This window comes from Thalassolituus sp. (assembly GCF_034111725.1).
In the GTDB taxonomy this organism is placed as follows: domain Bacteria; phylum Pseudomonadota; class Gammaproteobacteria; order Pseudomonadales; family Oceanobacteraceae; genus Thalassolituus.
The window spans coordinates 43,396-70,279 of sequence record NZ_JAWUWR010000009.1 but is presented as its reverse complement, the minus strand read 5'-3'; the positions used below and the strand labels follow the sequence as shown (position 1 = coordinate 70,279).

The following is a 26,884-nucleotide window of genomic DNA, read 5'->3' as shown; positions in this document are numbered from 1 at the left end:
CTCCGGCGGCACCTGCAGGCATTGGTCTAGACGTTACGACTGTCGAGTCATCATTGGGATTCGGAGACGAAGACGATACGCGAGAGCCGACGTAAACCGTGGCGTCGTCGCCAGCACCACTTGGTGTTTTGGCTGCTCCTTGCGTGGGATTAACACTTTGTTTATTCCCTGTATTCCCGTCTTTATCAGAAACATTCCCAGTACTTTTGCCCGTTTTGTGTGTAGATACCAAACGAGTCTTGTCGTCCCTATTGTCGGTCATATCGCGCCCATTAAATCGATGACAGTCTAAATATTTTGCGTCCCTTACATGCCAAGATCCTTACTTGGCACACGTCCCTTAATCACTTGAACTGAGGGCATGGCGCAGATACTATAGGAGACGCACTCATGGCTCAAGATGGTTACCCATATACTCGTCTAATTTAAGACGCTCACGAAGGCCGATTTTTTCGCTTATCGTGCTGATCGGGCCTGCAAAAACTTACTGAAAAGCTGACGTTAGCTACTGCCTAAACGGGATTTTGATGGTGGATAAATGGATTTAATTTTGACAGTGGTTAAATGTCCATCTCATGCGAACATGCTCAATCACACAAAAGTGTTTCGGGGTGTTGGCGGTCGTATTGGCCGTGCCGACTCCAATGATTGGGTTCTGTCGGATACCGATCGAATTCTATCGTCTCAGCATGCAGAAATTAATTTTAATGCAGGGCAATTTTTCGTTATTGATCACAGTACCAATGGTACATTTATCAATGAGAGCCAAGTGCCCCTTGGTGCTGGTAATAATCATCCTCTGGTTAATGGCGACATTATTAATTGTGGTGAGTACCACTTAAAGGTGACGCTGAAAGCCCCGCCTGCTGCGCCTAGTTTGCCGAAAGATTTAGGCGCCGTCGATTTTTTAGACTCGGGTGACAAAACCACATTTAATCCGGCCACGGCAGCAAAACAGCAAGTGGCTAATGATGCGAAAGACTTAGATCGTTGGCTTGATCCTGCAGCGCCTAAGCCATCATTCGAAACCGATATTTGGGGCTCAGCGGCATCAAGTGCTCCTGCCTCTAAAGCCGCAGATGATCCATGGGGTGTGGCGACATCGCCTTCGGTAAACGCCTCAATTATGAACGATACTAGTAATGTAGATCCGCTTGCTGCGCTCGATAATTCGCAGTCGTTTGGCTCGCCGAAAGCGCCGAGCTGGGATGATAATGATGATTGGTGGAAGTCTGGAAGCGAGGCTGATAATTCACCTGTAGATCAACAGCAAATTCGTATTCCTTCTCCCGCCGTGCCTACGCCACCCCCGTTGCAGCAACCCGCATTTAGCCAGCCGTCGCCTGCGTTTGCAGTTCCGCCGCAGCCAGTACCCACATTTGACGATAATCCATTTGCAGCATCCAGTGCTGGTGTGCAGCACGAAGATATTGATAGCTTGCTAGGAATTTCTTCTCCAGCCGCATCCAAGCCAATGCCTACGCCTCTATCGGTTCCGCCTGTGATGCCGTCTACTTCCGCGCAACATCAAGCTGCAACAACGCCATCTTATAATGCAAACGAGTTACAGCAGCTGGCGACATTGTTAGGAATCGACAATATTCAGCCGGCACAGTTGCAGACTCTTATTCCTGAGATGTCGAGTATTATTAATGAAACGGTCACCCGCCTAATTGATTTACTCCGCGCTAGAACGGCCATTAAAAATGAGCTACGTGTCCAGCACACCATGATTCAAACGACGGATAATAATCCGTTGAAATTTTCAGCAACAGCGACCGATGCACTGAAAGTGATGTTTAGCAAAGATCGTTCTGCTTTTATGCGTCCGACGGAAGCCATTCAAGATAGCTTTGATGATTTATCAGATCACCAAGTGGCCGTGCTAACGGGTATGAACACAGCTTACGCCGCCATGTTAAATCACTTTAATCCAGAAAGTTTAAAGCGTTATATCAATGCTGGCGATTCTTTACTAGGTAACAAAAACGCCAAAAACTGGTCTGCGTTTGAGCAGTACTACAAATCGCTGAAAAGTGATCACGAGACAACGTACAACAAGTTGTTTGGTGAAGAGTTTGCTCGTAGCTACGAAAAACAATTAGCTGAATTGAAAAATGCACGAGCATTAAAGCGACGCTCGTAAAGTCAGATAAATACGGATAGGGAGTTAAAGGGAAATACATGATGTTTAAATCGCTGTTTTATTGTGCATCAATTGCCGTATTGGCTGTGACGCTGAGTGGCTGCCAGTCGGCCCGCAAGGCACTTAATTTTGATACCTCCGCTGTCATTAATTTTTCTGCATTAAATAATATCAATCCTGATTCCGACGATCGTGCTTCACCTGTGGTTGTGCATGTTTTCAAACTTGCCGATGATCGCCAGTTTAGTCGCGAAGATTTTCTGAGTTTGTACGAAGGTGCTGAAGCGCGTTTAGGTAAAGACTTGCTAGGTTCTGTAGTACTGAAGGAAATCACGCCCGGAGAGTCGCGCACTGAAGTGATTGGCTTGCCGCCAGAAGTGAAATTTATTGGCCTGATGGCCGAGTTTATTCAATATCGCAATGCCGACGCCATTATGGTATTTCCAATCGTAGAGCATAATCAAAACATCTTTGATATCGCGATTGATAGTAACAAATTGTCGGTATACCAAGAACCTGAAAACAACGACCTCCACGAAGCCACTCGGCCAGTGAGAAGTGACCGAATTCATTAAAAACTGGTTGTGATTAAGCAAATATAGGCGTTGAGAGTTCAGTCTCATACGCCATTAGGATTGCGCCTAAGTATTGTAAAAAGGATGACAAATGTCTTCAAAAAATAAAGTGATATGGTCTGAGGGCATGTTTCTTCGCCCGCAGCATTTTCAGCAGCAAGATAGGTTCGTTGAGCGGCTAATTGACGCAAGGACAGGCGTCATTGGTCAGCATTATTGGGGCGTTCAAGAGATCACCATTGATGTTGAGGCTTTGGCCCTTGGCAAGGTGTCTATATCTTCGGTTCAGGGTGTATTCCCTGATGGCACACCTATTCTGGCGCCAGAGTCAGAAGAGTTGCCTAATATTATTGATATTCCTGAAAACACCCGAGACGAAATTGTTTACCTGTGTGTGCCTATGCGTCGCCCTGGTTCGCAAGAGTCTGTGCGAGATGAAGAAGAATTCCCGCAAGCGCGCTACAAAACCTATAACTATGACGCGCGCAACAGTGCTTCATCGTCTGGTGAGTCATCGCGCATTCAAATTGGTAAGCTATCAACCTGCTTTAAACTCGGATCAGAAGATTTGGGTGGCTATGCCTGTATCGGTATTGCTCGAATTATCGAACGTCTACCGGGTAGCCCAATTAAGCTCGATAAAACCTTTATTCCGCCGGTATTGCAGTGTACTAGCAGCGCTGAAATTAAAGGGTACATTGAAGAAGTTAAAGGTCTTCTAAAGCAGCGCGGAGAAGCTCTAAGCCATCGCCTTAGCGACTCTGGTCGTTCAGGTTCGGCAGAGGTTGCAGATTATTTGTTACTGCAAGTTATTAACCGCGTAGAGCCTTTGATTAATCACCTAAGTCAATTATCCAATGTTCATCCTTTAGCTTTATATACTGAGCTATTGCAATTAGCCGGTGAGTTATCAACCTTCACTGCTAGTAATAAGCGTCCACCCGATATCCCTGCTTATAATCACGAGGATTTACAGCAGACGTACGCCGGATTATTTTCTGCATTACGTCAGTCGCTCAGCATGGTACTTGAGCAGTCGGCGGTTTCATTGAACTTGGTTGAGCGTAAATATGGTATTCATGTTGCGCCAATTACGGATCCATCGCTAACCAAAACGGCGGCATTCGTTATTGCCGTAAAAGCGGATATTCCAACCGAATTACTGCGCAGTCGTTTCCCTTCTCAGGCGAAGTTGGCCCCCGTCGAAAATATTCGCGAGCTTATTTCGACTCAGCTACCGGGTTTGCGTATTCGTCCGCTACCCGTAGCCCCTCGCCAAATTCCATATCATGCCGGATTTACCTATTTTGAGATTGATGCGAGCGGTGCGCTATGGACTGCAATGCAACAGTCGGGTGGATTTGCCGTGCATTTGGGCGCCGAATTTCCGGGATTAATTATGGAACTATGGGCAATCAGGAGCTGAAGCAATGAGCGGTGATCGACCAATTCCAGGCGGTGCTGACCGCACTGTCATCATTCCAACGCCGGGAGCGGCACGCGGCGCACAAACGCCACCGCCTGCAGTAGGAAATTTTGGCTTGCAGTCGAATGAGCGTATTGAGATTAAGACAGGGCTAAATCCGTTGGTGAACTCAGCAACCACTTTGCTGACGCTAATGATTAAACTGCGCTCTACCATGCAGCATGCCAATGTGCCGGACTTGCATAAACGTCTTACCGACGAAATAAAAGCATTTGAAAGTAAAACCCGTAATGCAGGTATTGCGGGTGATAGTGTTATCGCCGCACGGTATTTGCTCTGTTCTGTTATTGATGAGGTCGTACTTAATACGCCTTGGGGTGCGTCGAGCGGTTGGAGTCAGCACTCTTTGTTGAGCCTCTTTCATCAAGAGACATCTGGTGGCGAGAAGTGCTTTTTAATTCTTCAGCGTATGTTAGAAACCCCTGGCATTCATTTAGATGTATTGGAGTTGTTTTACATTTGTTTGAGTCTTGGCTTTCAAGGTAAATACCGAGTCGTGTCTGGCGGTGGTCAGCAGATCGAACAAATTCGCGATAACTTATACAAAACTATCGAAAGTCATCGCCCTGTTTCCGCGCATGACTTGTCGCCTAACTGGGAAGGCACCGTTAAAGCCAAAGACCGTATGGCAAATTTTATTCCGTTGTGGGTGTTTGCCAGCGTTGTCTTGGCGGCGTTACTACTAACCTTTTCTGGTTTTCGTTACTGGCTGTATCAGACCACCGATCCCGTGGCGAGTAAGATTGCGGCAGAAATGATGCCTTCTGAAAAAATAGAAGAAAATACAGTTTCACCAGAACCAAACACGGAAAGACGGTTTTATTAGCCGGCGAACTTGCTCTGTTGATTATCAAATTTTAATGCGGGTAGTGATATACATCCCCGGCTATTTCACATGGAGTATTCATGAAACGTCTACTTGAGTTTCTAACAAATAAGTGGGTCTTAGGCATCATAGGCCTTACAGCCCTATCTTTGCTGATTTGGTTTGGCGCTGAATTCATCAAGTTTGGTAGCGATAACGTTACCCTAAGCACAACGACTCGTTGGATCGTTATCGGTCTATTTTGGTTGATTTGGTTAACTTGGAATATGGCGCAATGGTTAGTTGAGCGTCGTCAAAATAAAGAGTTGATCGGTAGCATTGAAGAGTCTCAAGAAGAAGCGAAAAATCCAGACGATGAGCGTAGCCAAGAAGAATTAACGGCTATGTCGCAGCGTTTTAGAGAGGCGCTGGCTACACTGAAAAAGACTCGCTTTAAATCTCGTTTTGGTAGTCGAAGCTTATACCAGCTACCGTGGTACATTATTATTGGACCGCCAGGTGCGGGAAAAACCACAGCATTAATCAATTCCGGTCTTAATTTTCCGCTTGCTGAGAGTCATGGTAAACAAGCACTTGGCGGTGTTGGCGGTACGCGTAATTGTGATTGGTGGTTTACGAATGATGCTGTGTTAATTGATACCGCTGGTCGTTACACCACGCAAGATAGTCATCGCGTTGTCGATAATAATGCGTGGAATGCATTTTTAACCCTTTTGAAAAAATACCGCCGTCGTCGTCCGATCAATGGTGCTTTGATTGCCATTAGTTTGCAGGACTTAATGGTTCAGACCGCGGAACAGCGCAATCAACAAGCGAAGACGATTAAGACGCGTATTGGCGAATTGCAGGAAGAATTAGGCGTTCGTTTCCCCGTTTATTTGACCTTCACTAAGTGCGATTTAGTGGCAGGTTTTGCCGAGTTTTTTGCTAATTTATCGCAATCTGAGCGTGAGCAGGTATGGGGCGTGAGTTTCCCGGCGGAAACTAGCCCAGAGACCGGAGCCGATATTGGTCGCTTCAAAGCTGAATTTTCCGAGTTGGCGAAACGCTTAAACGGCATGCTGCTAGGGCGAGTTCATCAAGAGCGTAATATCGAAAAACGTTCAATGATTCAAAGCTTCCCTGCGCATTTTGAAAGTCTTGGTGGCGTTGTTGATGAGTTCGTCGCTCAGGTTTTCTCACCCGACCGTTTTGGTTCAGTGCCTATGCTGCGCGGTGTGTATTTTACCAGTGCCACCCAAGAAGGTAGCCCAATTGATCGCATGATGGCTCAGGTAAGTAATAACTTTGGCCTTGAGCGCAATATGGGCAAGCAGCAACAAAATAGCGGTAAGAGCTTTTTTATAACGCGCTTATTTAACGACGTTATTTTTCCCGAATCAGAACTCGTTGGTGTCAATCGCAAAGTCGAAAATATATTACTTTGGTTACGTCGTGGCACTCTCGCTGTATTTTCACTGATCTTCTTAGGTAGCGCTGCGCTATGGGCTGGCGGCCTTACTAAAAATAAATCTTTCATGACTGATGTTGATGCTTTTTTTTATGACTTTAAGCAGCAAGCTGAGAAATTTGACGTAACGCGGGACGATATCCCAGCGGTATTACCGGTAATGAATCCTCTGCTCAATGCCAGCTTAGTATACGATCAGGATGAACATCCGTTCCTAAGTAACCTCGGCCTTTATGATGGCCGTGTTGATTCATCGGCAGATGCCTTATATCAAGTTGAATTAAATAAGATATTTTTCCCTGCGGTTAAAACCATGCTGGAAAGACATTTAAACACACTGACCTATACTGACAGTGAACTGCTGCCAATATTTAAAGTGTATTTAATGTTGTTTGACGAAGAGCATCGCGATTATCAGCAGATTCGCGCTTATGCTAAAACTCGTTGGCAGGATATGTTGCCGGGCGAAGCTGGTAAGCAGGAGCAGTTGTTACGTCATTTGGACAACTTATTTGGCGAGCCTTTGAATACTGAGGTTGTTGCTAACGATCAAGTGGTTGAGCGTACGCGTTTGCAGTTAAAGCGTATTCCCGTTGCGCAGCGTTTATATGCGCAATTGCAGAATAGCGGTAACAATGCTCAGCTTGTTGATCTATACCGTGAAATCGGTGGCGACACACAACAAGCGTTCGGCATTGCAGAAACCGATCCTGTTTTCAAAATGCCATTTTTGTTTACTAAGGCCGGCTTTAAGAATGCTGAGTACGGCGCTAATTCTGACATGATGACCAAGATCGCGGAAGATCGTTGGATTTATGGTGATGGCGCAAATGGCGAAGATTTTACTAAAGCAGATTTAGAGAAATTAAGTGACGAAGTTGAAAAACTATATCTAAGTGAATATGCCAAACGTTGGCAGGCATTTTACCAGCGATTCACCTTGTCCCGTATTACCAATAGCATTCAGGCTATCGCGGTACTGCAGCAATTATCTGATCCTATAGCGTCACCTTTAGTGCACGTCAGTGAGCTAGTGGCGGAAAATACTAGTTTAACGCCACAGGTATCCCTTGATCCTAGCAAAGGCGCGGTCGCCGGAGCTGCAGCGAAAGTGTTCGCTAAGGTTTACGAGCCCAATATTGTTGATCTTAGATTCCAAGATGTTCAACGTATGGTTAAGAGTGAGAACGGCGTACCTTCAAAAATGCAGTCGTACCTATTGGGTATTCAGCAGTTAAACGAATACTTCCGTCAAATCAATAGTGCGCCTGATTCTAATGCCGCAGCGTTTGATGTCGCCAAAACGAAATTTACTACCAATGGCGCTGATGCAATGCAGCAATTGAAGAGTTTAGCCGCGACGGCACCGGAACAAGCTCAAGGCTGGTTAAATCATTTAGCCAATTCAACGTGGACGTTAATTGTTGGCAAAGCGAAAACTCACATAGATACCGTGTGGCGTTATCAGGTTTACGATAATTATCGCGAAAACATCTATAACCGTTATCCGATGTCGGCGGATAAAAAATCCGAAGCGACAGTGATTGCTTTCGATGAATTCTTTAAGCCGGGTGGCATACAGCAAAGCTTTGTCGACGAGTATGTGTTGCCATTTGTTGATACGCGTCGCTGGCAAGCGAAAAGCTACGATGGCTTAACCCTAGGTATCAGCAATGCATCACTTGCGCAGTTCCGCCGCGCCGACAATATTCGTAAAGCCTTTTATGCAAAGGGCGAAAGTGCTGGTTTCGCATTTGCGGTAGAGCCGCATAAATTAGACTCTAATGTGCGTCTATTTACGCTCGAAGTGGGAGAATCACGGATGTCTTATTCCCATGGTCCGCGCATTGAAAAAGATGCTATGTGGAGCGCTGCAGAAAGTAACCGCTCGCGCGTTGTCTTTGAAGATTTAAACGAAGCGGTAAGCAGTAAGCAATTTGATGGCGATTGGTCATTCCTAAGATTGCTTGATGATGCCGATATGAAAGCCACCAGTAATGCCCGTGAATATTCAGTAACGTTTACAGGTAATGGCCATAATGCCGTTTACAACTTGATTGCTCCGAGTAGTGTTAATGCCTTTGATTTTGGCTTGCTAAGAAACTTTAGCTGTCCTCAGTCGTTATAAAGAGGGACTCATGAGCAATCAGATTGGATTATTCGGAAAATTACCTGCGCATGGCGATTTTGTTAATCGTCATGTGTCTTCGGCCTTTCTATCCGTTTGGGATGAATGGTTGCAGTGTTCGGTGTCGGGATCAAAAGAGCTTCTTGGTGATAGTTGGTTGGATATATATTTAACCAGTTCGATTTGGCGCTTTGCCCTCCGCCCTGGCGTGATTAATGAACATTCTTGGGCCGGAATTTTAATTCCAAGTGTCGATAGTGTCGGTCGATATTTCCCGCTGTCGTTGGTGCAGCCTCTGAATGCAAAAACCAATCTTTTTGCATTTATGGGTAATAATCAATCATGGTTTGAGTCTCTTGAAGCTGCTGCACTTGCGGCGCTGCAAAATTCGTTTGATGCAGATCAGTTATCACAATTATTGAACGGTGAGTCAGCAAGGTTATGGGAGCATGGCATGACACCATCAGCGCAATGTCGAAACATTGGTAATGCGATGGTAATGACGGGAGGCCATAATGAGGTTGAGCGTTATGCAGCCTTGCTAAACACCCAATTCGCCCCTCAAGCCAGCTGCAGTATATGGAGCACTGGAGAAACGGCTAATAGCCCAGCGACAACAGTTGTTGTCGAAGGACTACCAAAGCCGGATCAATTTGTATTTATGTTGGATGGACGTTGGAATTAGTTGGCCGGTTAATATAACGCCAAACTAATACTAATTTATTAAGTAGCGAATAAGATTATCGCGGGTGTTAAATTGCAATTTAGGCGTGTAATATGTCGGCAGAATAACGCTTAACCACAATTTAGAAAGGATTCTGACCGATGCCATTTGGTTATGTTATCGATATTGATAGCTTAGTTGCTCCTATTAGTGATGATATGCCGCAGGGAAGCGATGTAAGAGCCGATCGTTCCCCCACATCTGATTACTATGTCATTAAAGACGCCCGAAATAATGCTCGAGCAGCAGAACGCTCAGCTATGTTTGGCGACGTTGAAATTGATTTGTATACCCCTTGGGTTACTGTTTCTGAACTTGCGACTAAAATCCTGTCTTCTCAATCTAAGGATTTAGAAGTTGCAACTTGGTACCTCGAAAGCCTAGTTCGTCTTAATGGCGTTTCTGGTCTAAGAGATGGTATGAAATTAATTAATCAATTAGTTAATGATCATTGGGATGGTCTATTTCCAATGCCTGACGAAGATGGCATTGAGACTCGTGTTGCACCACTCACAGGTTTAAATGGTGACGGCGGTGAAGGTACTTTATTAGCGCCGTTACGCAATATCGAAATTACGATTGACGGCGATCATGGCGCGTTCAGTTTTTGGCAATATCAGCAGGCTCGTGATGCTGATCGAATCGACGATGAAGATCGCAAAGCTGAGCGTATTTCAACACTTGGATACAGCCTGTCGTCAGTAAATGACACGATCGCCCAGACCGATATTCAGACCTGCCGTAATTTCATTGAAACCATCGAAGAAGCGTTAGCGGCCTATAAAGAAACCAGCAGTAAATTACGCGAATTATGTGGCGGCGATGCTCCTCCAAGCTCAAAAATCACAGAATTATTAGACGAAGTTTTACGTACCACGCGTTTCGCCTATAAAGAAAAAATCCAAGCGGCGGATGACGCCGATGCTGCTGCCGCAGCTGTCTCAGAACCGAGCGAAGTATCATCGGACGAAACCGTTACTACAAGCCAGGTTGTACATATGACTAATGCTGCCGCAGGCCCAATTACTAATCGCGAAGATGCCCTTAAGCGTCTTGAAGAAGTAGCTAAATATTTCCGTCAATACGAGCCTCATACACCTCTTGCGCCTAGCTTAGAGCGTATCGTTTCGTGGGGCCGCATGACGGTTGCAGAGCTCATGATGGAACTGATTCCTGATAGTACAGCTCGTAGCCTTTATTCGCAGTTTACCGGGGTGATGTTGGATGGCAGCGATACCCATTCATATGTTGCGCCACCAGTGGTTAAACCCGCCACTAGCCAAACGACACCTTCATCTCAAGGGGCAGCAGGCGCTGCGTCAGCGGCAGAACCAGCCGCAAAATTGGGATGGTAAGCGTTAACTAATTTGAACCCAGAGAATTAAACCGTTACTCACACGAAAAGGAGTTATTTATGTCCGAAAGTATTCACAATAAATTGAAGCGAGTTCGTAAGCCTCGCGTACACATTACCTATGACGTTGAAACTAACGGTGCAGAAGTTAAGAAGGAACTGCCATTTGTAACGGGTGTTATGGGCGACTATTCCGGTGATAATACTGAGAACCGCAAAGCGCTTAAAGATCGTAAATTCGTTCAGATTGACCGCGATAACTTCAACGAAGCAATGGGTAAAGTTAATCCTAAATTGAATCTTCAGGTTGAAAATACCCTGGCAGCAGATGGTAGCAAAGTTGCTATTGATCTCGACTTCAAGAAAATGGATGACTTCACACCAGAAGCCATCGTGTCTCAAGTTGAACCACTGAAAAAACTATTAGATGCACGTAACAAACTACGTGATCTATTGAGCAAAGCAGATCGTTCAGAAGACCTCGAAAACGTTCTTGAAGAAATTTTGAAAAATACCGACAACATTACCGCTATTTCGAAAGAGCTTGGTATCGGTGAAGCTAAGGAAGGAGCTGAATAATGAGTACTGAATTAGAAACCTCTGGTGGCGCAGTCGCCGAAGAGCAATCGTTTAGCTTATTAGAACAAGCAATTAGTTCAACTAAGCAAACTGAGCGCGAAGAAACTCAAGACCTTTTGGCTAACCTGACTGAACAGGTTCTAAAAGGTACAGTGACTTGGGATCGCAACCTAACCAATACCATTAAGCAAGCGGTTGCAGCAATTGACGAAGCTATGTCGCGTCAATTAACGGCAATTCTTCATGATGAAAAATTCCAAAAGTTGGAAGGTTCATGGCGCGGCCTTAATCACTTGGTGATGAATTCTGAAACCAGCTCTACGCTGAAAATTCGCATGCTTAACATTTCTAAGCGCGAATTGTTCCGCGATCTTGATAAAGCGGTTGAATTCGATCAAAGCCAAATCTTCAAAAAATTATATGAAGAAGAATTCGGCACTGCCGGTGGTGAACCATACGGCGCTATGATCGGTGACTTCGAATTCACTAGCCACCCAGAAGACGTCGATTTGTTAGCTAATATGTCTAACGTTGCGGCTGCTGGTTTTTGCCCATTCATCTCTGCTGCTGGTGCAGGCATGTTTGGTTTTGATGATTTTACTGAGCTATCTAAGCCGCGTGATTTAGGTGCGATTTTCGAATCTCAGGAATACATCAAATGGCGTAGCTTCCGCGATAGCGATGATTCTCGCTTCGTGACTTTGGTAATGCCACGCGTACTTTCTCGCCTACCTTATGGCGCTGCTTCTAAGCCAGTTGAAAGCTTCAATTTTGAAGAATTCGAATTGGACGAGTCAGGCATGTCAAAAGCCGCCGGCCATGATGATTACTGCTGGATGAACGCTGCTTATGTTATGGGCACAACCCTCACTCGCGCATTCGCAGAAAACTCTTGGTGTACCGCTATTCGTGGTGCTGAAGGTGGCCGTGTTGAGGGCTTACCATCACACATCTTTAAGAGTGATGACGGCGATACCGATCAGAAATGCCCAACTGAAGTGGGTATTACTGACCGTCGTGAAGCAGAGCTTTCGAATCAAGGCTTCTTGCCACTATGTCACTACAAAAATACCGATTACTCAGTATTTTTTGGTGCGCAGTCTGCTCAAAAGCAAAAGGTTTATGACGATCCAGATGCAACGGCTAACGCCTCTATCTCTGCACGTCTTCCATACTTGATGGCGACTTCTCGTATTGCCCATTACTTAAAAGTAATGGCACGCGATAAAGTTGGTTCATTTATGCAGGCAGAGAATTGCGAGCGCTGGTTAAACCAGTGGATCTCTCAATACACCAACTCAAACCCAGATGCGTCCGCAGAGATGAAAGCTAAGTACCCACTAGCTGAAGCTCGCGTTGAGGTAAAAGAAATTCCAGGTCAACCAGGCGCCTACAGTGCTGTTGCCTACCTCAAACCTTGGCTGCAAATGGAAGAACTGACGACTTCTCTTCGTATGGTTGCGAACATTCCACAACCTAAGTAAGCGTCAATTAAGGGATGCGCTTCGCGCATCCCTTTTTATTCGTTATTCATTTTAAGGGAACTAAAGTGCTGACAGATTCTTCAAGCATTGATCGGGTGCATAAGAATCCTTCTTTGTTAGGTTCTCCCGATGCGCAAACACTCCCTTTGGCTGACATCTATACGTTTCTTGCCGAGAAAGATGACGTAGCCGCATTTTCTCTTTGGTTAAATCATTTTTCTGTTACTAAGATTAATCGCAATTATTCAGTTAAGCGTTGGCTCAATCAGCAAATTGCCGAAATAGACGAACTCATTTCCGAACAAGTCAATGCTGTTCTCCATGATGCTCGTTTCCAGCGTCTTGAAAGCTCATGGCGAGGACTATGGTTTCTTGTTGATGCTGCCGTCGCATCCGATAACATTAAAATTCGTTTGTTGGATGTTAACTGGAAAGACTTATCGAAAGACATTGAACGAGCTCCAGATTTCGATCAAAGCGGCTTGTTTCATTTAATTTATAACGAAGAATTCGGTACTCCAGGTGGCGAGCCATTTGGCGTATTGCTCGGTGACTATTACGTATCACATCGCCCGTATGAAGGTCATCGCTACGACGATGTATTTACCCTGCAAGGTATTAGTCGAGCTGCTGCCGCTGCATTTTGCCCTTTTGTTTGCAGTGCTGCGCCACAATTATTCGGCTTGGATAGCTACGACACGTTAGGCTTGCCAATCAACCTAGATAACGTTTTTCGTGCCGATGAATATATTCGTTGGCGTTCGCTACGAGAACGCGAAGATAGTCGTTTCTTAGCGTTAACATTGCCGAATTTATTGATGAGAAAACCTTACGAGCGTAATTATAATTCGCCCCAAGGTATGCATTTTGTCGAAGACGTAGCGGGTAAAAACAACAATAAATATTTGTGGGGCAATGCCTGCTTTGCGCTAGGCTCGGTCTTGATCCGTGAATTCTCCGAGGTCGGCTGGTTTAGCCATATTCGTGGTGTACCGCGCGACTATCTTGGTGGTGGCTTAGTAACGCAATTCCCATCATTGAGTTATAAAACGGATAGCTCAAAAGCTATGGTGAAAATGTCGACTTCGGTCACTATTACCGACCAATTGGAACGGGAACTTAGTGATCTTGGTTTGATTTCGTTGTGCCACTGCTATCAAACGCCATACGCGGTATTTAACAATTGTCCATCGCTGCAAGTTTCAAAAAACTACGGCAATAAATCGGCCAATGCCAATGCGCGAATTAGTTCTATGTTGCAACAAATATTATGTGGCTCTCGATTCGCCCAATACATCAAAGTGATCATTCGCGATAAAGTCGGTTCTTATGTTACTGCCGATGCCTGTCAGCGTTTTTTACAAGATTGGCTAGATGAATATACAACAGGGCGCGATGACCTATCGTGGGAAATGATGGCTCGCTATCCTCTACGTGAAGCCCGCGTGCGGGTTGTGGAAGAGCCGGGGAAACCGGGTCATTACTCAAGTATCGTACACTTAAAAACGCATTACACCGTTGATCACTTAGTGTCGGAGTTGAAGTTAACTACGGCGCTGAATCAAATAGAAACAGGTAAGGTTTAGTATGGTTAATAAGCGTGAAAAGCGGCTATTAGCCCCTGTGCTAGATCGTCTACTAGAACAAAATCAAAGCAATGATTTTCGCCAAAGTCACCGCATACAACGCTGCCTGCGTGAAAGCATTCGTCGAGATTTAGAAAACTTATTCAACACTCGCTACTGCTGTGTATCACCACCAGAAGCCTATAAAAACTTAGATGATTCCGTGTTGAATTATGGTCTGCCTGATTTATCGACCATTAATATGAGTTCATTCGATAGCCGTAATGACTTTTGTCGAAAAATCGAGAAAACCGTCCTTAAATACGAACCTAGAATCAAGACCGTGAAAGTGAAAACCGATGCGGTACTTGATAACGAAGATCCAACAATACGTTTTAGAGTTGAAGCAACACTGCATATGAACCCAGTACAAGAGCTCATGATATTTGAATCGACGTTAAACCCGATCAACCAAACGGTAAACGTTTCGGAGTTATTCTAAATGAGCGATAGACTGCTTTATCACTACGAAAAAGAACTGGCATTTATCAAACAGTCGGCTTCTGAGTTTGCCAAACAGCACCCGTCGGCTGCTGAAAATTTACAGCTTGGTAGTGACTCAGTAGACGATCCGCTCGTTGCTCGTTTGCTTTCAGGTTTTGCATTTTTGAATGCGCGTATTCAGCAGAAGCTCAGTGATGATTTTCCTGAATTAACCGATGCTATGCTCGAAACCTTATACCCGCATTATCTGCGTCCTATTCCATCAATGGCCATTGCCCAATTCTCGCCTTTGGATGACCTTGATGCGGCTATCACGATTCCTGCAAATACCGAGCTAGAAACTGATACTAGCCAAAATCAGGAGTGCCTATTTACTACGCGCTATCCAGTCGAATTATTACCGATACGATTGGATTCAGCGCAATTGATGCCGAAGCCTTTTATTGCCCCCGGCAGTTTTGATATTCAAGGTGCTAGCGCAGTCTTAAAGCTTTCATTTAAGAGTTTAAGTGCCGATTTACGTATTGCCGATATGGATCTGACCAAGATTCGCCTTTTCTTGAAAGGGCAGGCGCAGCATGTTCATCCGTTATACGACCTGATTCTGACCAAGTGTTTTCGTGTTGTCATTGCCAATGGTGATGCGGATATCAAACCCACCATTTTAAATTCAGATGCGTTGAAGCAAGTGGGTTTTGACATTGCTGAAGGGTTGTTGCCATACCCTAGCTCCTCTTTTATGGGTTACCGTTTACTAACCGAGTTTTTCTCGTTCCAAGAGAAGTTTCAGTTCATCGATTTTACGCAGTTAGATATTGGCATTAATAATAGCTTTGATGACACCCTAAATATCTATTTGTACCTGCGTGAAAGTGATATCGAACTAGAGCATCAAGTGAATGTTGGTATGTTCGCACTGGGCTGTACGCCGATTGTGAATATCTTCGAGCAAATTGCCGATCCTATCCCGCTAACGCATACCGAATCTGAGTACCCAATTGTGCCGGATGCGCGTCGTCGAGAAGGCCTAGAGATCTATTCTGTCGTCAATGCGGGGGCGACAGACAGTGATGGTAAGTACACGCCGTACCGTCCTTTTTATGGTATCGACCACAGCCAAAACCAAAAGCAAAAGTCGGCATTTTGGTTAACCAGTCGGCGAGAAATATTCGAAGGTGAGCATCGTAACGAACTTGCCTCTGAAATGAATATTCGCTTAGTCGATCTTAATTTTAATCCTTATGAACTAAGCGATCAGAGTTTAGATTTACAGTTGTTGTGCACTAATCGTAATTTGCCGCGTAAATTGCCAACGGGTCAGGGGCAGCCATTTATGCAAGTGGTTGATAACGAATACCCGACAGAGAAGATATCCTGTGTGGTTAATCCAACATCAACCATTCGCCCGCCATTGCGCGAACGCGGCTACTGGCGACTGATATCGCATCTGAATCTAAATCACTTATCGTTGAGTAATGGTGGCGGTTCAGTAGAGGCGATTAAAGAAATTTTACGCCTTTATGATTTTCGCGATTCTGCCAGTACACGCAATATGATTGATTCGATAATGGCGATTCATACAAAGCCGATTACCGCGCCTATTCAGATTGAAGGGCTGGTATCTATGTGTCGTGGTACGCAAATCGAATTAACCCTCGACCCAATCATGTTAGCAGGCACTAGCCCCTTAATGTTTTCGAGTGTATTGGAACGATTTTTTGGTTTATACGGTTCGATCAACTCGTTTACGCGTTTGATTATCACCCTTAATGGTAAAGACGGAGAGTTTAAGAGATGGCCACCTCGCGCCGGCGAAAAAGCCTTAATCTAGTAGAACAACTCCAGTCTGAACCTTATCGGTTTGATTTCTTTCAAGCGACAAGGTTGCTGGAGCGAGCCGCTAATCTGCATCCTGAAAAAGATCAAGTCGCAACAGAAAGTGTTGGGGGCGTGGCGCGCCCAGATCAAGAGGCCGTGCATTTTCGAGCTCGAACCAGCTTGGCGTTTAACGGTTCAGACGTTACGAAAGTAACGCAAAAACGCATCTCTAATTACGACTCAGAAGATAACTCGGTGCTGCAATGGCAGATGGAAGTCGCCATGATGGGGCTTACGGGAAGTCAGGGCGTAATGCCGTATTACCTCAGTGAAATCGTTTTATCCGAACTGCGTAAAAAGAGCTCAGCGTTAAAAGATTACCTCGATCTTTTTAATCACCGCACCATCTCCATGTTTTACGAGGCGTGGCATAAATACCAATTGGTGCCAAATTACGAGCGCAGTAAGTACGATTCAACCGGAAAAGACGACCTTTTTACCGATGCTTTGTTGTCTATTGCGGGTATTGGCTTATCGGAACAAAAATTCCGCTCGGCGTTACCGGATGAACAAATGGCGCGTTTTTCTGGTCATTTTGGTCGAACCATCTGTTCTGCAGAATCGCTGCGTAGCAGCATTTGCGGCATGTTTAATTTAGACACTAGCATTAAAGAATTTCAGGGTGAGTGGTACGACCTGCCATCCGATGTGCATTGCCGTATGCCTGATAGCGATCACCCTCTTGGAATAAATACCGAGCTTGGTGTAAATACCGTGATCGGCTCACGCTGCTATCAGGCGCAGAACAAATTCTCGGTTGTTATTAAACCGATGAATGAACAGGAGTTTATGCAGCTTGCTCCCGGTTCGCGCACGTTAGAGGAGCTCAAATCTTTTATTAAAATGAGCGTTGGTGGTGAGCAAGATTTCGATATCGAAATTCAATTATCCGATGAACATGTACCGTTAAAAGAGCTCATGAAGTCTGAAGACTACGAGCCACTGCTGGGCTGGAATACCTACATAGATCCAGATCGCCTGAGTGGCGACTCGATCTCAATTAAATTATCACAGGAGATTGCCGTTCCTAATGACGATTTGCCAATGGCATATTAAGTTTAACGGTTAAATATCCTTTAGAAATACGCTTTAAATATTACGGAAAAGGAAACATTCGTATGATTAATATCAACCTAAAGTCGCTTGTCGACAAAATGTCGCCATACATGCGCGACTCGCTAGAAGGCGCTGCCGGTCTGTGTCTTGCCCACAGCCAATACAATGTTGAGTTAGAGCACTGGTTGCTTAAATTGCTCGATATATCGGATACGGATTTCATGCAGCTGCTGGAAAAGCATGGTGTTAATCCATCGAATTTAGCTAAGCAGTTGGCAAACACCATTGCCAAATTCCGCTCTGGCAGCAGCCGTCCTGCAGCGCTAGCGCCTAGTATTGTTGAAGCGACAAAAAATGCTTGGATGCTTGCGTCCGTTGATTATGGTCAGACAGTGATCAGTTCAGGTCATTTATTAGCAGCACTAATGCTAGACGATAACTCTCGTCGGCAGTTATTAGAAAGTTGCCCAGAATTACGTGAAATTGCACCTGAATCGATTCGTGAAACGGCAAAAGCTATATACGGTACAACAGGTGAAACCGATCATCTGTTACGCGGTGATGAATCAAGTGCAACTAACGGCGCTGGCGGTAATGTTGCTGCAACCAAAACGCCATCACTCGACAAATATACGGTTAACCTGACCGAGCGCGCACAGAAAGGTGAGATTGACCCAGTACTAGGCCGTGATGAAGAAATTCGTCAATGTATCGATATCCTGACTCGTCGCCGTCAAAACAACCCAATTATGACGGGTGAAGCCGGTGTTGGTAAAACAGCGGTAGTCGAAGGTTTTGCACTGCGTATCGCCGCTGGCGATGTACCTGATCCGTTAAAAGGTGTTGCGATACGCACACTCGATCTTGGTTTATTACAAGCGGGTGCAAGCGTAAAAGGCGAATTTGAAAATCGTTTGAAATCCGTTATCGAAGAAGTCCGCGCATCAGCCACGCCAATTATTCTATTTATCGACGAAGCACATACTATGATTGGTGCTGGCGGTAAAGAAGGGCAAGGTGATGCCGCTAACTTATTAAAGCCAGCGCTAGCCCGTGGTGAGTTACGTACCATTGCCGCAACGACGTGGGCAGAATACAAGAAATACTTTGAACGTGATCCAGCATTAACCCGTCGCTTCCAAGTCGTTAAAGTTGAAGAACCATCAGAAGAAAAAGCCATCGATATGATGCGCGGTATTTCTGAGTCGTTACAACAGCATCACAAAGTACGTATTTTAGACGAGGCGGTTATTGCTTCTGTTGTCTTGTCTCATCGCTATATTCCGGGCCGTCAATTGCCGGATAAATCCGTTAGCTTATTAGATACCGCCTGCGCCCGTGTCGCCCTGAGTCAATCATCGACCCCTAGTGCTATTGAAGATGCCGAGCGCCGCATTCAGCGCGCAACGCTAACCATTAATAAACTAGAGCGGGAGTCGGCAGCGACCGGTGAACATGAAGAAAAATTAATTACGCTAAAAGATGAAAAAGAACAAGCCGAGGCGTTATTAGTAATCCTTCGAGCACAGTATGAGCAAGAAAGTGCTCTTATTTCAAAGATTCGTACCTGCCGCGATCAAATTGACGAAAATTTCTTAAAAGCAGAAGGCGATAAGCTAACGCCAGAAGCGCTAAACGATCTAAAAGGCGAGCTAAAAGCATTAACCACAGAATTAAACGGTGTGCAGGGCGAACGCCCATTAATGCAAGCCAACGTGGATGAGCAAGCGATTGCTGAAGTGATTGCTAACTGGACGGGTATTCCAGTTGGTAAGATGGTGAGCGATCAAATCACAGCGGTACAAACTTTAGCCGATAAACTCGGTAAGCGTGTTATTGGTCAACCCCATGCGCTAGAAGCCGTAGCTCAAGTAATTCGTACCTCGCGTGCCGGTCTAACCGACCCACGCAAACCGGTTGGTGTATTTTTATTCTGCGGTACCAGTGGGGTCGGTAAAACCGAAACCGCACTGGCGCTGGCGGATGAGTTATACGGTGGCGAACAAAATATCACCACTATTAACATGTCTGAATTTAAAGAAGAGCATAAGGTATCTATGCTGTTGGGTTCACCTCCAGGTTATGTGGGTTACGGTGAAGGCGGTATTTTAACCGAAGCTGCACGGCGCAAGCCGTATTCGGTTATCTTGCTCGATGAAATGGAAAAAGCACATCCCGGCGTACAGGATATTTTCTACAACCTGTTTGACAAAGGCACGATAAAAGACGGTGAAGGTCGCGATATCGACTTTAAAAATACCGTCATTATCATGACATCAAACGCAGGCGAGGATGCTATTCGCGCGATTTTCAATCAAGTAGAAGAAAAGCCAGACCCAGACACACTGCTTGATAATATCCGCCCGTATCTGCTTAAACACTTTAAATCTGCATTTATGGGCCGAGCGAACACCATCGCTTATTACCCTCTGGATGATGATAACTTAATGGCCATCGCCGCGATTAACATGCGCAAAATTGAAAAACGCATTGTTGAAAACTACGGAGCAGCGTTTAGTTATGACGAAGATGTATTAATCAATATTGTTGCCCGCTGCCAAGAATCGGATACCGGAGCACGTAATATTGAAACCATACTGAATCGGACATTACTGCCCTCATTGGCCAGCGAATGCCTAAATAAAATGGCAAACGATGAAGAAATTACCAAAGTACATGTTGGTGCGACGGAAGATGGTGAATTCACCTACACCGTAAGCTAACCTTGGTTTTGGCACCGTAGTAGAGACGTGATTTCTGTTTTGTCTCTACGACGGTTTAGCTAAGTCTTCATAAAAAATAGACCTCAGGATACACATGGCCAATTCCACGATTGGCCATAAAACATTATAAAAGGATGTTTTTGATCATGGCCATTATCAATACCACACGTTTAATCGTACCAATACTTCTCGGTTGCCTATTAGTCCCCGCTGCTTTCGCAGAAAGTGGCCGTGCAGACTACGATCTTGACGACGACGGCCTGATCGAAATTAACAGCCTGGCGGACCTCGATGAAATTCGTAATAGCCTCGACGGCACTAGCCTATATAGCGAAAGCACGGGCTGCCCAGAAGCGGGGTGTAATGGATTTGAATTAACCACCACACTGGATTTCGACACCAATGCCGATGGCAAAATGGATGAGAATGACGCCTATTGGAATGGGGGAGAAGGGTGGGTTCCGATTGGGGATTTTCGTCACCCCTTTGTCGGGAAATTTGATGGTAATAACTATCAGATAAATAATCTATATATTGATTCAAAAGATATTGAACTGGTCGGTCTTTTTGGTCATGTTAGCAATAGCTCTGCGATGATTAGTCATATTGGTTTAGCCGGAAAGCTAATGAGCGTTATCGGTGGCGCTGGCACCGGCGCACTTGCAGGCGATGTAAATGATGGAGCGCTAGTTGCGTATAGCTATTCTGTAGGCAGTGTTAGTGGGACAATCAATGTTGGTGGCTTAATCGGAGCGTTGGCTGGAGGGGCGAGTCTTCAAAATAGTTTTTCACTTGGTACAGTTACCGGATTGTATCAATCGACTGGAGGGCTTGTGGGTTATATAGATAGCGCCGATATATCCGAAAGCTTTTCGACTGCAACTGTAAACGGCGCTAGTCCTATTGGCGGTTTCATCGGTAATGCTGACCATGATGCGACTCTTAGTAATTCATTTTCGGTTGGATTCGTGAATCCCAGCGATCTAGCCAAGGGAGGACTTATCGGTTATACCTATAGGGATAGCGTAATAACTAATAGCCACTGGGCCATAGATACCTCAGGTCAATTAACGAGTGACGGCGAATCGGATTCGGATGAAATCAATTATTTCGGTGCAACTCTCGCAGAACTTCAATGCCCTACATCAAGCGACGATACCGAATGCTTAATGAACTATACCCTCTATCCAACTTGGGATAGTACGATTTGGGATTTTGGTACGAGCAGTGAATTACCGGGATTAATTATTGATGGTGTTGTCTATCGCGATGGTGATGGTGACGGCGCACTGGATACTAACCACGCACCCGAAGTAACGTTTGTATTAACGCAGAATGGTGATGAGGTATATGACATTACAATCGGCGATGGCGACGTTACTTTAGAAGCCGTAATTACCGATCAAGATGCTAGCGACCACCATACACTTAGCTGGACATATGAAGGCGTTACCGTCATTAGCGAAACAGAGACGAGTGTGACTTTCAGTTCCGACAATTTAATTGTCGGCGATTACACCGTATCCGCTATTGTAACGGATAACCGCTATCCGGTAATGAGCGGAAATTCAGAAATCACATTTTCTGTTGAGGCAGCACCTGTCGACCCAGTAGTTGTCGAACCTGATCCTAGCCCAGAAGTTGCCGAACCTGATCCTAGCCCTGAAGTTACACCATCGTCGAAAAGTAGCGGAGGCGGCTCGATGAATTTTTATTGGCTTATGTTGATTAGTGGCTTGTTGTTGGCGAGGAAACGTGGAGTTTCTTTATAGTGAGTTGAAGTTATTATATTTAGGTGTTGATTATTTGACTAATAAAATGGGGCTGCAAGATCCCCGCTTTGGCTAATTATGAGAAGTTTATAATACCCCATAAAAAACCCATGCCTATGAAGTACACTGAAATTATAATGACGGCACTACCCATTTCAGCAATTCTACTATAAATAGGATTTCTGTATCTAGACCAAACTACTAGAGCTAGCGCAAGTCCGAAAAAAACCGTCACTAAAAATTTTAGTATTATCATGTGTTCGTAATTCCCGCTTATTAGCTATTTCTTCATCGCTATCTTTTTTAAATATTTTTTATCGCATTTGAAGCATTTTTATTTGCTTCTTCAGTAAGGCGAACAAGAACTCTCTTTATTAAAGCTTGGGTAATCTCTTCCCTGGTTGGTGGAGCGACTATATGAAGTGCTTGCATTAACTTTTTCATTAGTAAAACGACCCAGGAAGAAATATCCTTGGCCAAGTTAATGCCTTTAGCAAGTATGTAGGCTAGTTTGTCTACTATGGTATGAAGTCCAATTACCGCACCTTGGAGCATAGCTAAACCATTAATTAATATTTTTCTAATCACATAGTTTAAGGCTGAATCGACCCACTGCCAAAAACTGCTATCTGATGTGCTGACTGGCAACTTTGATTTGAGCCAGTTTTCGAGGCATATTTCAAGGTTATACGGTTCTACAGGATTTCCTGAAATTGACTCCCAGTCTCGCCCTTTAACTGATGATATATAGTGCTCCATTTTATGTGCAACACCAGAAGTCAATGGGAAGCTAGATGGTAGGAAATATCCTGTGTTATTAATAGGAGCTTGGATGAACGGGTAAATTGCAACCATAGGCACAGGATCAGTACGATGGTAAGTTCGATATATATTTATATCTCCAATCGAGCTGGTTGTGCTATTGGCAAACCAATGTGTACCTACTCTAGGAGCTCCAAATGTATATAGTTTAATGCGACCCCTTAGATCAGATCTATTTTTTGAAATCCAGTCTGCAGCAAGTGAAGCTACAGCTCCTCCTAGGCTGTGACCTATACAGTGAATCAGCCCTTCAGTTTTGTTATCGTTGAGAAATTCCTTGATTTCAGGAAGCATGCTATTAAATGTGTGATTAAAGCCAATGTGCACAGGAAGATTGGTTTTTGATAAGCATATACCTATGCGAAGGTCGGTAACTTTATCGGCATTTTTATTTTTATCGGTAGTGCCTCGGAATATCAAGAATACGTCTTTCTCTCCTCTAGCCATAACACCAAAACTATCATTTTTTGCCCGAAATAGTCTGCCGCCCACATCAGCTTTAAGTATACTTGGCTCGGACTCGATATTTGTCTTCTTAAAAACTCGGTTGTTGAGAAATATCTTTAAGTTAATTTCATCGCCTTCATTTACTCTATAGACACCTTCAGCAAGATCAGCAACTTCATGTGGTGTTAAAATTGACATACCCTAGCCCCTAATTATCAGTCGTATCACTAGTTTTTGGCATATTGGACCACAGACATTTAGTAAGTATTCCGTAGCCATCGCCATTGATAATTATTTCCTCGTTGGTAAGTTCGCATATCAAATTCTCTAGAGCAGCACCTCCAAACTCTGAATAGAGATGTCCTCTTGAGTTATTGCTATACCAAAAGTTAACTAATTGCCCATTGATCTCAATATCTATTTGAGTAGCGCTCACGAACTGTGTTAATCCAAGAGAATATACTTCCTCCTTTATCGGAAGGCTGAAGTACCCATTATCATCAGTTTTAAATTCCTCTAACACCCAGTCTTGGTTGATGTTCGAGCGCACTTTGCGAACAATTCGAGCATTAATTACAGGGATGCCATTTTCGAATATCCTTCCTTCGATAGGAGAAGACGTTACATGTCGCTCTTCAGATTTATTTCCAAAACCAAACATATTATTTTCCTTCTGATTCTGTATTAAAGATGTATTCTCGTCCGAACAGCCGCTTGATGCTGATAACATAAAAAGAAGAGCAATAATGGAAGCGGTTGTCTTTTTAGTCCGATATCTAGAATTCATATTGCTCTAACCACCAATCATTAAGGTAGAACGCATGCACTTTCCTCCCACGAACTGTCGTATAGCCAGACATACATTGACCGGACGAATACTAAATATATTATTCGGTTAAGCTAGCGGTTTATCATTGGTAGATGATTCAAGTGATGTTTGCATCATAGAAGCCTGTGCCGAATCTTGTTTCAGTTTTTCCATAATCGCGTGGTTGTAGATCAACTCTCCGCGAGGGTAGCTCCCCGGAATTGGTTTAGGGGTAACTATCCAGTCAATGCGATCAGATACATCCTTAAAGGGAGCCCTGTGGTCTTCCTCTTTATCTTTTGATGGATCTTTATACTGGCAATCGCTCCATTCGTGCATCACCGTTTTTGCTAGGGCAATATGTTCAGGAGTAGCCTCAATTACTGGTTTAGCTTCATTTTCCAGTTTTTTTTGCTGTTCAAGTTTTTGTTCAAACTCAGGCTGTAGCTCGATCTCAACTGTATCCATAAATTTATGGATGTAGTCTAGAAAATTTTTACGAGGAACAGGCTCTTCTTCCCGGTAAGCATTGTTGTTATTTGGGCATGACCGAGAAATAGAAAAACTAAACAGTATAAAATGCTGATCTGTTAAAGGAGTTGCCCAGATTATTTTCAATGAACTACTGACCAATGGCTGAAATTCATAGTAAAGCCAGTCGGTATTACTTTTTTTTATCCATTGGCTATTGATAGGGCCTAGGTAGTCAGGCCATTTCTGAGGAGTGAGGTTAAATATATCGTTCTTTGGAGGTTCTGTATGAATATCAGCACGAGAATATTTAATATCAGCGAGACAGGCCATTGCAAAGTTACTTTTATTAAAAAAGCTTTCATTAACTGGGCAGTCATCAATCCGAATCACATCAATAACAAGGGAAATATCACCGCAGGCGCCCTCAATAATGGGGAAGCCATTAAACTTCCACTCATTATTATAAGCTCGAAATTTTTGCATATAATTAGGGTAGTAGCGGTTATTCGTGCCCAGCTGACGAGTGTAAATCGATGTGTCAAGCGCATCTACGCTATCCGGCTGCCCTTCCAATATTGTCAGTTGATCAAATCGCGGGCTAGGAGCTGGAGCCATAAAAGCTAGCCTAGCGATTCCTAAGTCTTTTTTTATGTGTCGCGCTTGCGACATACTAGGGCCTTTAGGGTTTTTACGGCTGCGCAGTTGAAACATGATTAGCTTTGTCCTGGAAGTTTTTTAATCAGCTCTTTTACTGGATTAGCACCATAGTTTTGGTTTAATTTCTGTATATTACCCAGTGCAGCCGCTCCCGCGGTTCCTACTGCGCCAGCAGCTCCTAACCAACCAGCACTAGAGATCATGCTGATTAATGCAGGTGTCATTCCCATTGTGGCTGCGGCTCCTATTATCCCTGCGGAGCCTAGTAATAATTTGTGATTGGCAGCAAATTGTTGAGCACCTCCGATCGTCGCATCATACCAGTTATTCAAATTGGTTGGGTTATGCGCTATAGATTCAATTGAACATGCAAGGCCTGAAGTTCCAAAGCTTTTTCCTCCAGCCCATTGAGCAACCCCCATAGATTTATTGGTGTGATGCCAATTGCTATCTTTTGTATCCATGCCTACCGCGCGGCGGGCTTTGTCGGCGGCATGCTGGCTCGATGTATGGTCACTCAAGTATATCCATTGTTTGTTTTGCAAGTTTATATTGCGTTGTGCCAATAGATTCATAGCCTCGGTTAGAATTAAAGAACCGCCCCTATGGCTGGTCCATTCCACATATAAGCCTTGTTGGTGAGCATCGTGCATATAGCCCGAAAGTATACGAGCCGATTCTTGATTTCGCTTGTCTGACATAGGATTGGCAAGAGATTTTACAAAAGTCCAGCCTGCTTTTACCGCCGAGGAGTCATGCGGTACATAGAAAAGCTCATAACCATTAGTTTGAAGCTGTGCTTTGATTCTTGGATCGCTTCTAGCAATATGCGTGACCATAATAGTAGCAGCGTTTTCAATTCTCCCTCCACAATAACCATTGATGCCAACTTGAATTGGTTGGCTTGCCTCTCTTCCTTTTGAGTCACTGGCTAAAGTTTCTTTGGGATTAATAGATAGAGCCCACTTACCTTCAGCGTCTGGCTTAGCATGCCAAATAGCAGCTCGTTCACGCTTTTGCCGTTCCGCTGCCTTAATCCGTACATCTGTAATAAAAACATCTGTCTGGTAGTGATCTACGTAGGAAGGATTGGTGTGATACTCAATTTCAAAGCTTGATGTGACGATACAGCGCGGACTATTTTTGGCGCTCTGCATAAATGAATTGATTGGTACAACTTGACTGCGCAAGCTATCGATAGAGCGCAGTAGTTCTAGAGCATAGTAAGCTTCACTGCTGGGTGTTTTGCTCATCTGCTGCAAAGCGAGAAGTTTATTTAATGTTGTTTCTTTGACATAAATGGATCGCCCAGCTCCGCGGTAACCTTCGGCTTGAAAAGCTCGGTAGCCCTTGAGTGAGTGTTGAATCGTAGGCGCGTTAGTTTTGAGCGCGTTATTCATATTAATGTCCCTATATAATTACAAAT

20 protein-coding genes are annotated in these 26,884 nt (G+C 44.4%); 15 read left to right on the top strand and 5 right to left on the bottom strand.

Going from position 1 to position 26,884, the window contains the following annotated elements; translation table 11 throughout:
- On the bottom strand, positions 1–262 hold a 262-nt coding region (locus tag UXZ23_RS01475; RefSeq protein ID WP_320818882.1), incomplete at its 3' end, for a hypothetical protein.
- 276 nt (positions 263–538) lie between these two features.
- Between UXZ23_RS01475 and tagH the strand changes: the two genes are divergently transcribed.
- From tagH to UXZ23_RS01400, 15 genes are all read left to right on the top strand, one after another.
- Complete coding sequence (tagH, locus tag UXZ23_RS01470; protein ID WP_320818881.1) at positions 539–2,146, top strand: type VI secretion system-associated FHA domain protein TagH; 1,608 nt, start codon at positions 539–541, stop codon at positions 2,144–2,146.
- 38 nt (positions 2,147–2,184) lie between these two features.
- Positions 2,185–2,721 carry a type VI secretion system lipoprotein TssJ gene (gene tssJ / locus UXZ23_RS01465; protein WP_320818880.1) on the top strand — a complete coding sequence of 179 codons (537 nt, stop codon included), beginning with the start codon at positions 2,185–2,187 and terminating at the stop codon, positions 2,719–2,721.
- A gap of 91 nt (positions 2,722–2,812) precedes the next feature.
- Entirely contained in the window at positions 2,813–4,147 is a 1,335-nt protein-coding gene (gene tssK, locus UXZ23_RS01460) for a type VI secretion system baseplate subunit TssK (protein WP_320818879.1), read from the top strand.
- 4 nt (positions 4,148–4,151) lie between these two features.
- Positions 4,152–5,033: a type IVB secretion system protein IcmH/DotU gene (gene icmH / locus UXZ23_RS01455; RefSeq protein WP_320818878.1), complete on the top strand. Its 882-nt coding sequence runs from the start codon at positions 4,152–4,154 to the stop codon at positions 5,031–5,033.
- Between the two features lie 80 nt (positions 5,034–5,113).
- A complete protein-coding gene (gene tssM / locus UXZ23_RS01450) occupies positions 5,114–8,611 on the top strand; it encodes a type VI secretion system membrane subunit TssM (RefSeq protein ID WP_320818877.1) in 3,498 nt (1,165 codons plus the stop codon).
- Between the two features lie 10 nt (positions 8,612–8,621).
- Positions 8,622–9,296 carry a type VI secretion system-associated protein TagF gene (gene tagF, locus UXZ23_RS01445; protein ID WP_320818876.1) on the top strand — a complete coding sequence of 225 codons (675 nt, stop codon included), beginning with the start codon at positions 8,622–8,624 and terminating at the stop codon, positions 9,294–9,296.
- Positions 9,297–9,436: 140 nt separating this feature from the next.
- The gene (tssA, locus tag UXZ23_RS01440; RefSeq protein ID WP_320818875.1) at positions 9,437–10,690 is read left to right on the top strand and encodes a type VI secretion system protein TssA; all 1,254 of its coding nucleotides are present in this window, start codon (positions 9,437–9,439) and stop codon (positions 10,688–10,690) included.
- Between the two features lie 59 nt (positions 10,691–10,749).
- On the top strand, positions 10,750–11,268 hold the full coding sequence (tssB, locus tag UXZ23_RS01435; protein ID WP_276681915.1) for a type VI secretion system contractile sheath small subunit: 519 nt from the start codon (positions 10,750–10,752) through the stop codon (positions 11,266–11,268).
- Positions 11,268–12,752, top strand: coding sequence for a type VI secretion system contractile sheath large subunit (gene tssC, locus UXZ23_RS01430; RefSeq protein WP_320818874.1), 1,485 nt, complete (start codon positions 11,268–11,270; stop codon positions 12,750–12,752). The genes tssB and tssC (UXZ23_RS01430) overlap by 1 nt, the downstream gene beginning before the upstream one ends.
- Positions 12,753–12,817: 65 nt before the next feature.
- On the top strand, positions 12,818–14,338 hold the full coding sequence (gene tssC, locus UXZ23_RS01425) for a type VI secretion system contractile sheath large subunit (protein WP_225667551.1): 1,521 nt from the start codon (positions 12,818–12,820) through the stop codon (positions 14,336–14,338).
- 1 nt (position 14,339) lies between these two features.
- A complete protein-coding gene (tssE, locus tag UXZ23_RS01420) occupies positions 14,340–14,819 on the top strand; it encodes a type VI secretion system baseplate subunit TssE (protein ID WP_225667552.1) in 480 nt (159 codons plus the stop codon).
- Positions 14,820–16,652, top strand: coding sequence for a type VI secretion system baseplate subunit TssF (gene tssF, locus UXZ23_RS01415; RefSeq protein ID WP_320818873.1), 1,833 nt, complete (start codon positions 14,820–14,822; stop codon positions 16,650–16,652).
- The gene (gene tssG, locus UXZ23_RS01410) at positions 16,616–17,755 is read left to right on the top strand and encodes a type VI secretion system baseplate subunit TssG (RefSeq protein WP_320818872.1); all 1,140 of its coding nucleotides are present in this window, start codon (positions 16,616–16,618) and stop codon (positions 17,753–17,755) included. The genes tssF and tssG overlap by 37 nt, the downstream gene beginning before the upstream one ends.
- Positions 17,756–17,817: 62 nt before the next feature.
- The gene (tssH, locus tag UXZ23_RS01405; protein WP_320818871.1) at positions 17,818–20,478 is read left to right on the top strand and encodes a type VI secretion system ATPase TssH; all 2,661 of its coding nucleotides are present in this window, start codon (positions 17,818–17,820) and stop codon (positions 20,476–20,478) included.
- Between the two features lie 146 nt (positions 20,479–20,624).
- A complete protein-coding gene (locus UXZ23_RS01400) occupies positions 20,625–22,250 on the top strand; it encodes a hypothetical protein (RefSeq protein WP_320818870.1) in 1,626 nt (541 codons plus the stop codon).
- Positions 22,251–22,553: 303 nt separating this feature from the next.
- On the opposite strand, the gene UXZ23_RS01395 is transcribed toward UXZ23_RS01400, so the two are convergent.
- From UXZ23_RS01395 to UXZ23_RS01380, 4 genes are all read right to left on the bottom strand, one after another.
- Entirely contained in the window at positions 22,554–23,717 is a 1,164-nt protein-coding gene (locus tag UXZ23_RS01395; RefSeq protein WP_320818869.1) for a lipase family protein, read from the bottom strand.
- Between the two features lie 10 nt (positions 23,718–23,727).
- Positions 23,728–24,180 carry a DUF6795 domain-containing protein gene (locus UXZ23_RS01390; RefSeq protein WP_320818868.1) on the bottom strand — a complete coding sequence of 151 codons (453 nt, stop codon included), beginning with the start codon at positions 24,178–24,180 and terminating at the stop codon, positions 23,728–23,730.
- 234 nt (positions 24,181–24,414) lie between these two features.
- Positions 24,415–25,512 carry a hypothetical protein gene (locus UXZ23_RS01385; protein ID WP_320818867.1) on the bottom strand — a complete coding sequence of 366 codons (1,098 nt, stop codon included), beginning with the start codon at positions 25,510–25,512 and terminating at the stop codon, positions 24,415–24,417.
- 2 nt (positions 25,513–25,514) lie between these two features.
- On the bottom strand, positions 25,515–26,858 hold the full coding sequence (locus UXZ23_RS01380; RefSeq protein WP_320818866.1) for a hypothetical protein: 1,344 nt from the start codon (positions 26,856–26,858) through the stop codon (positions 25,515–25,517).
- Positions 26,859–26,884: the final 26 nt, after the last annotated feature.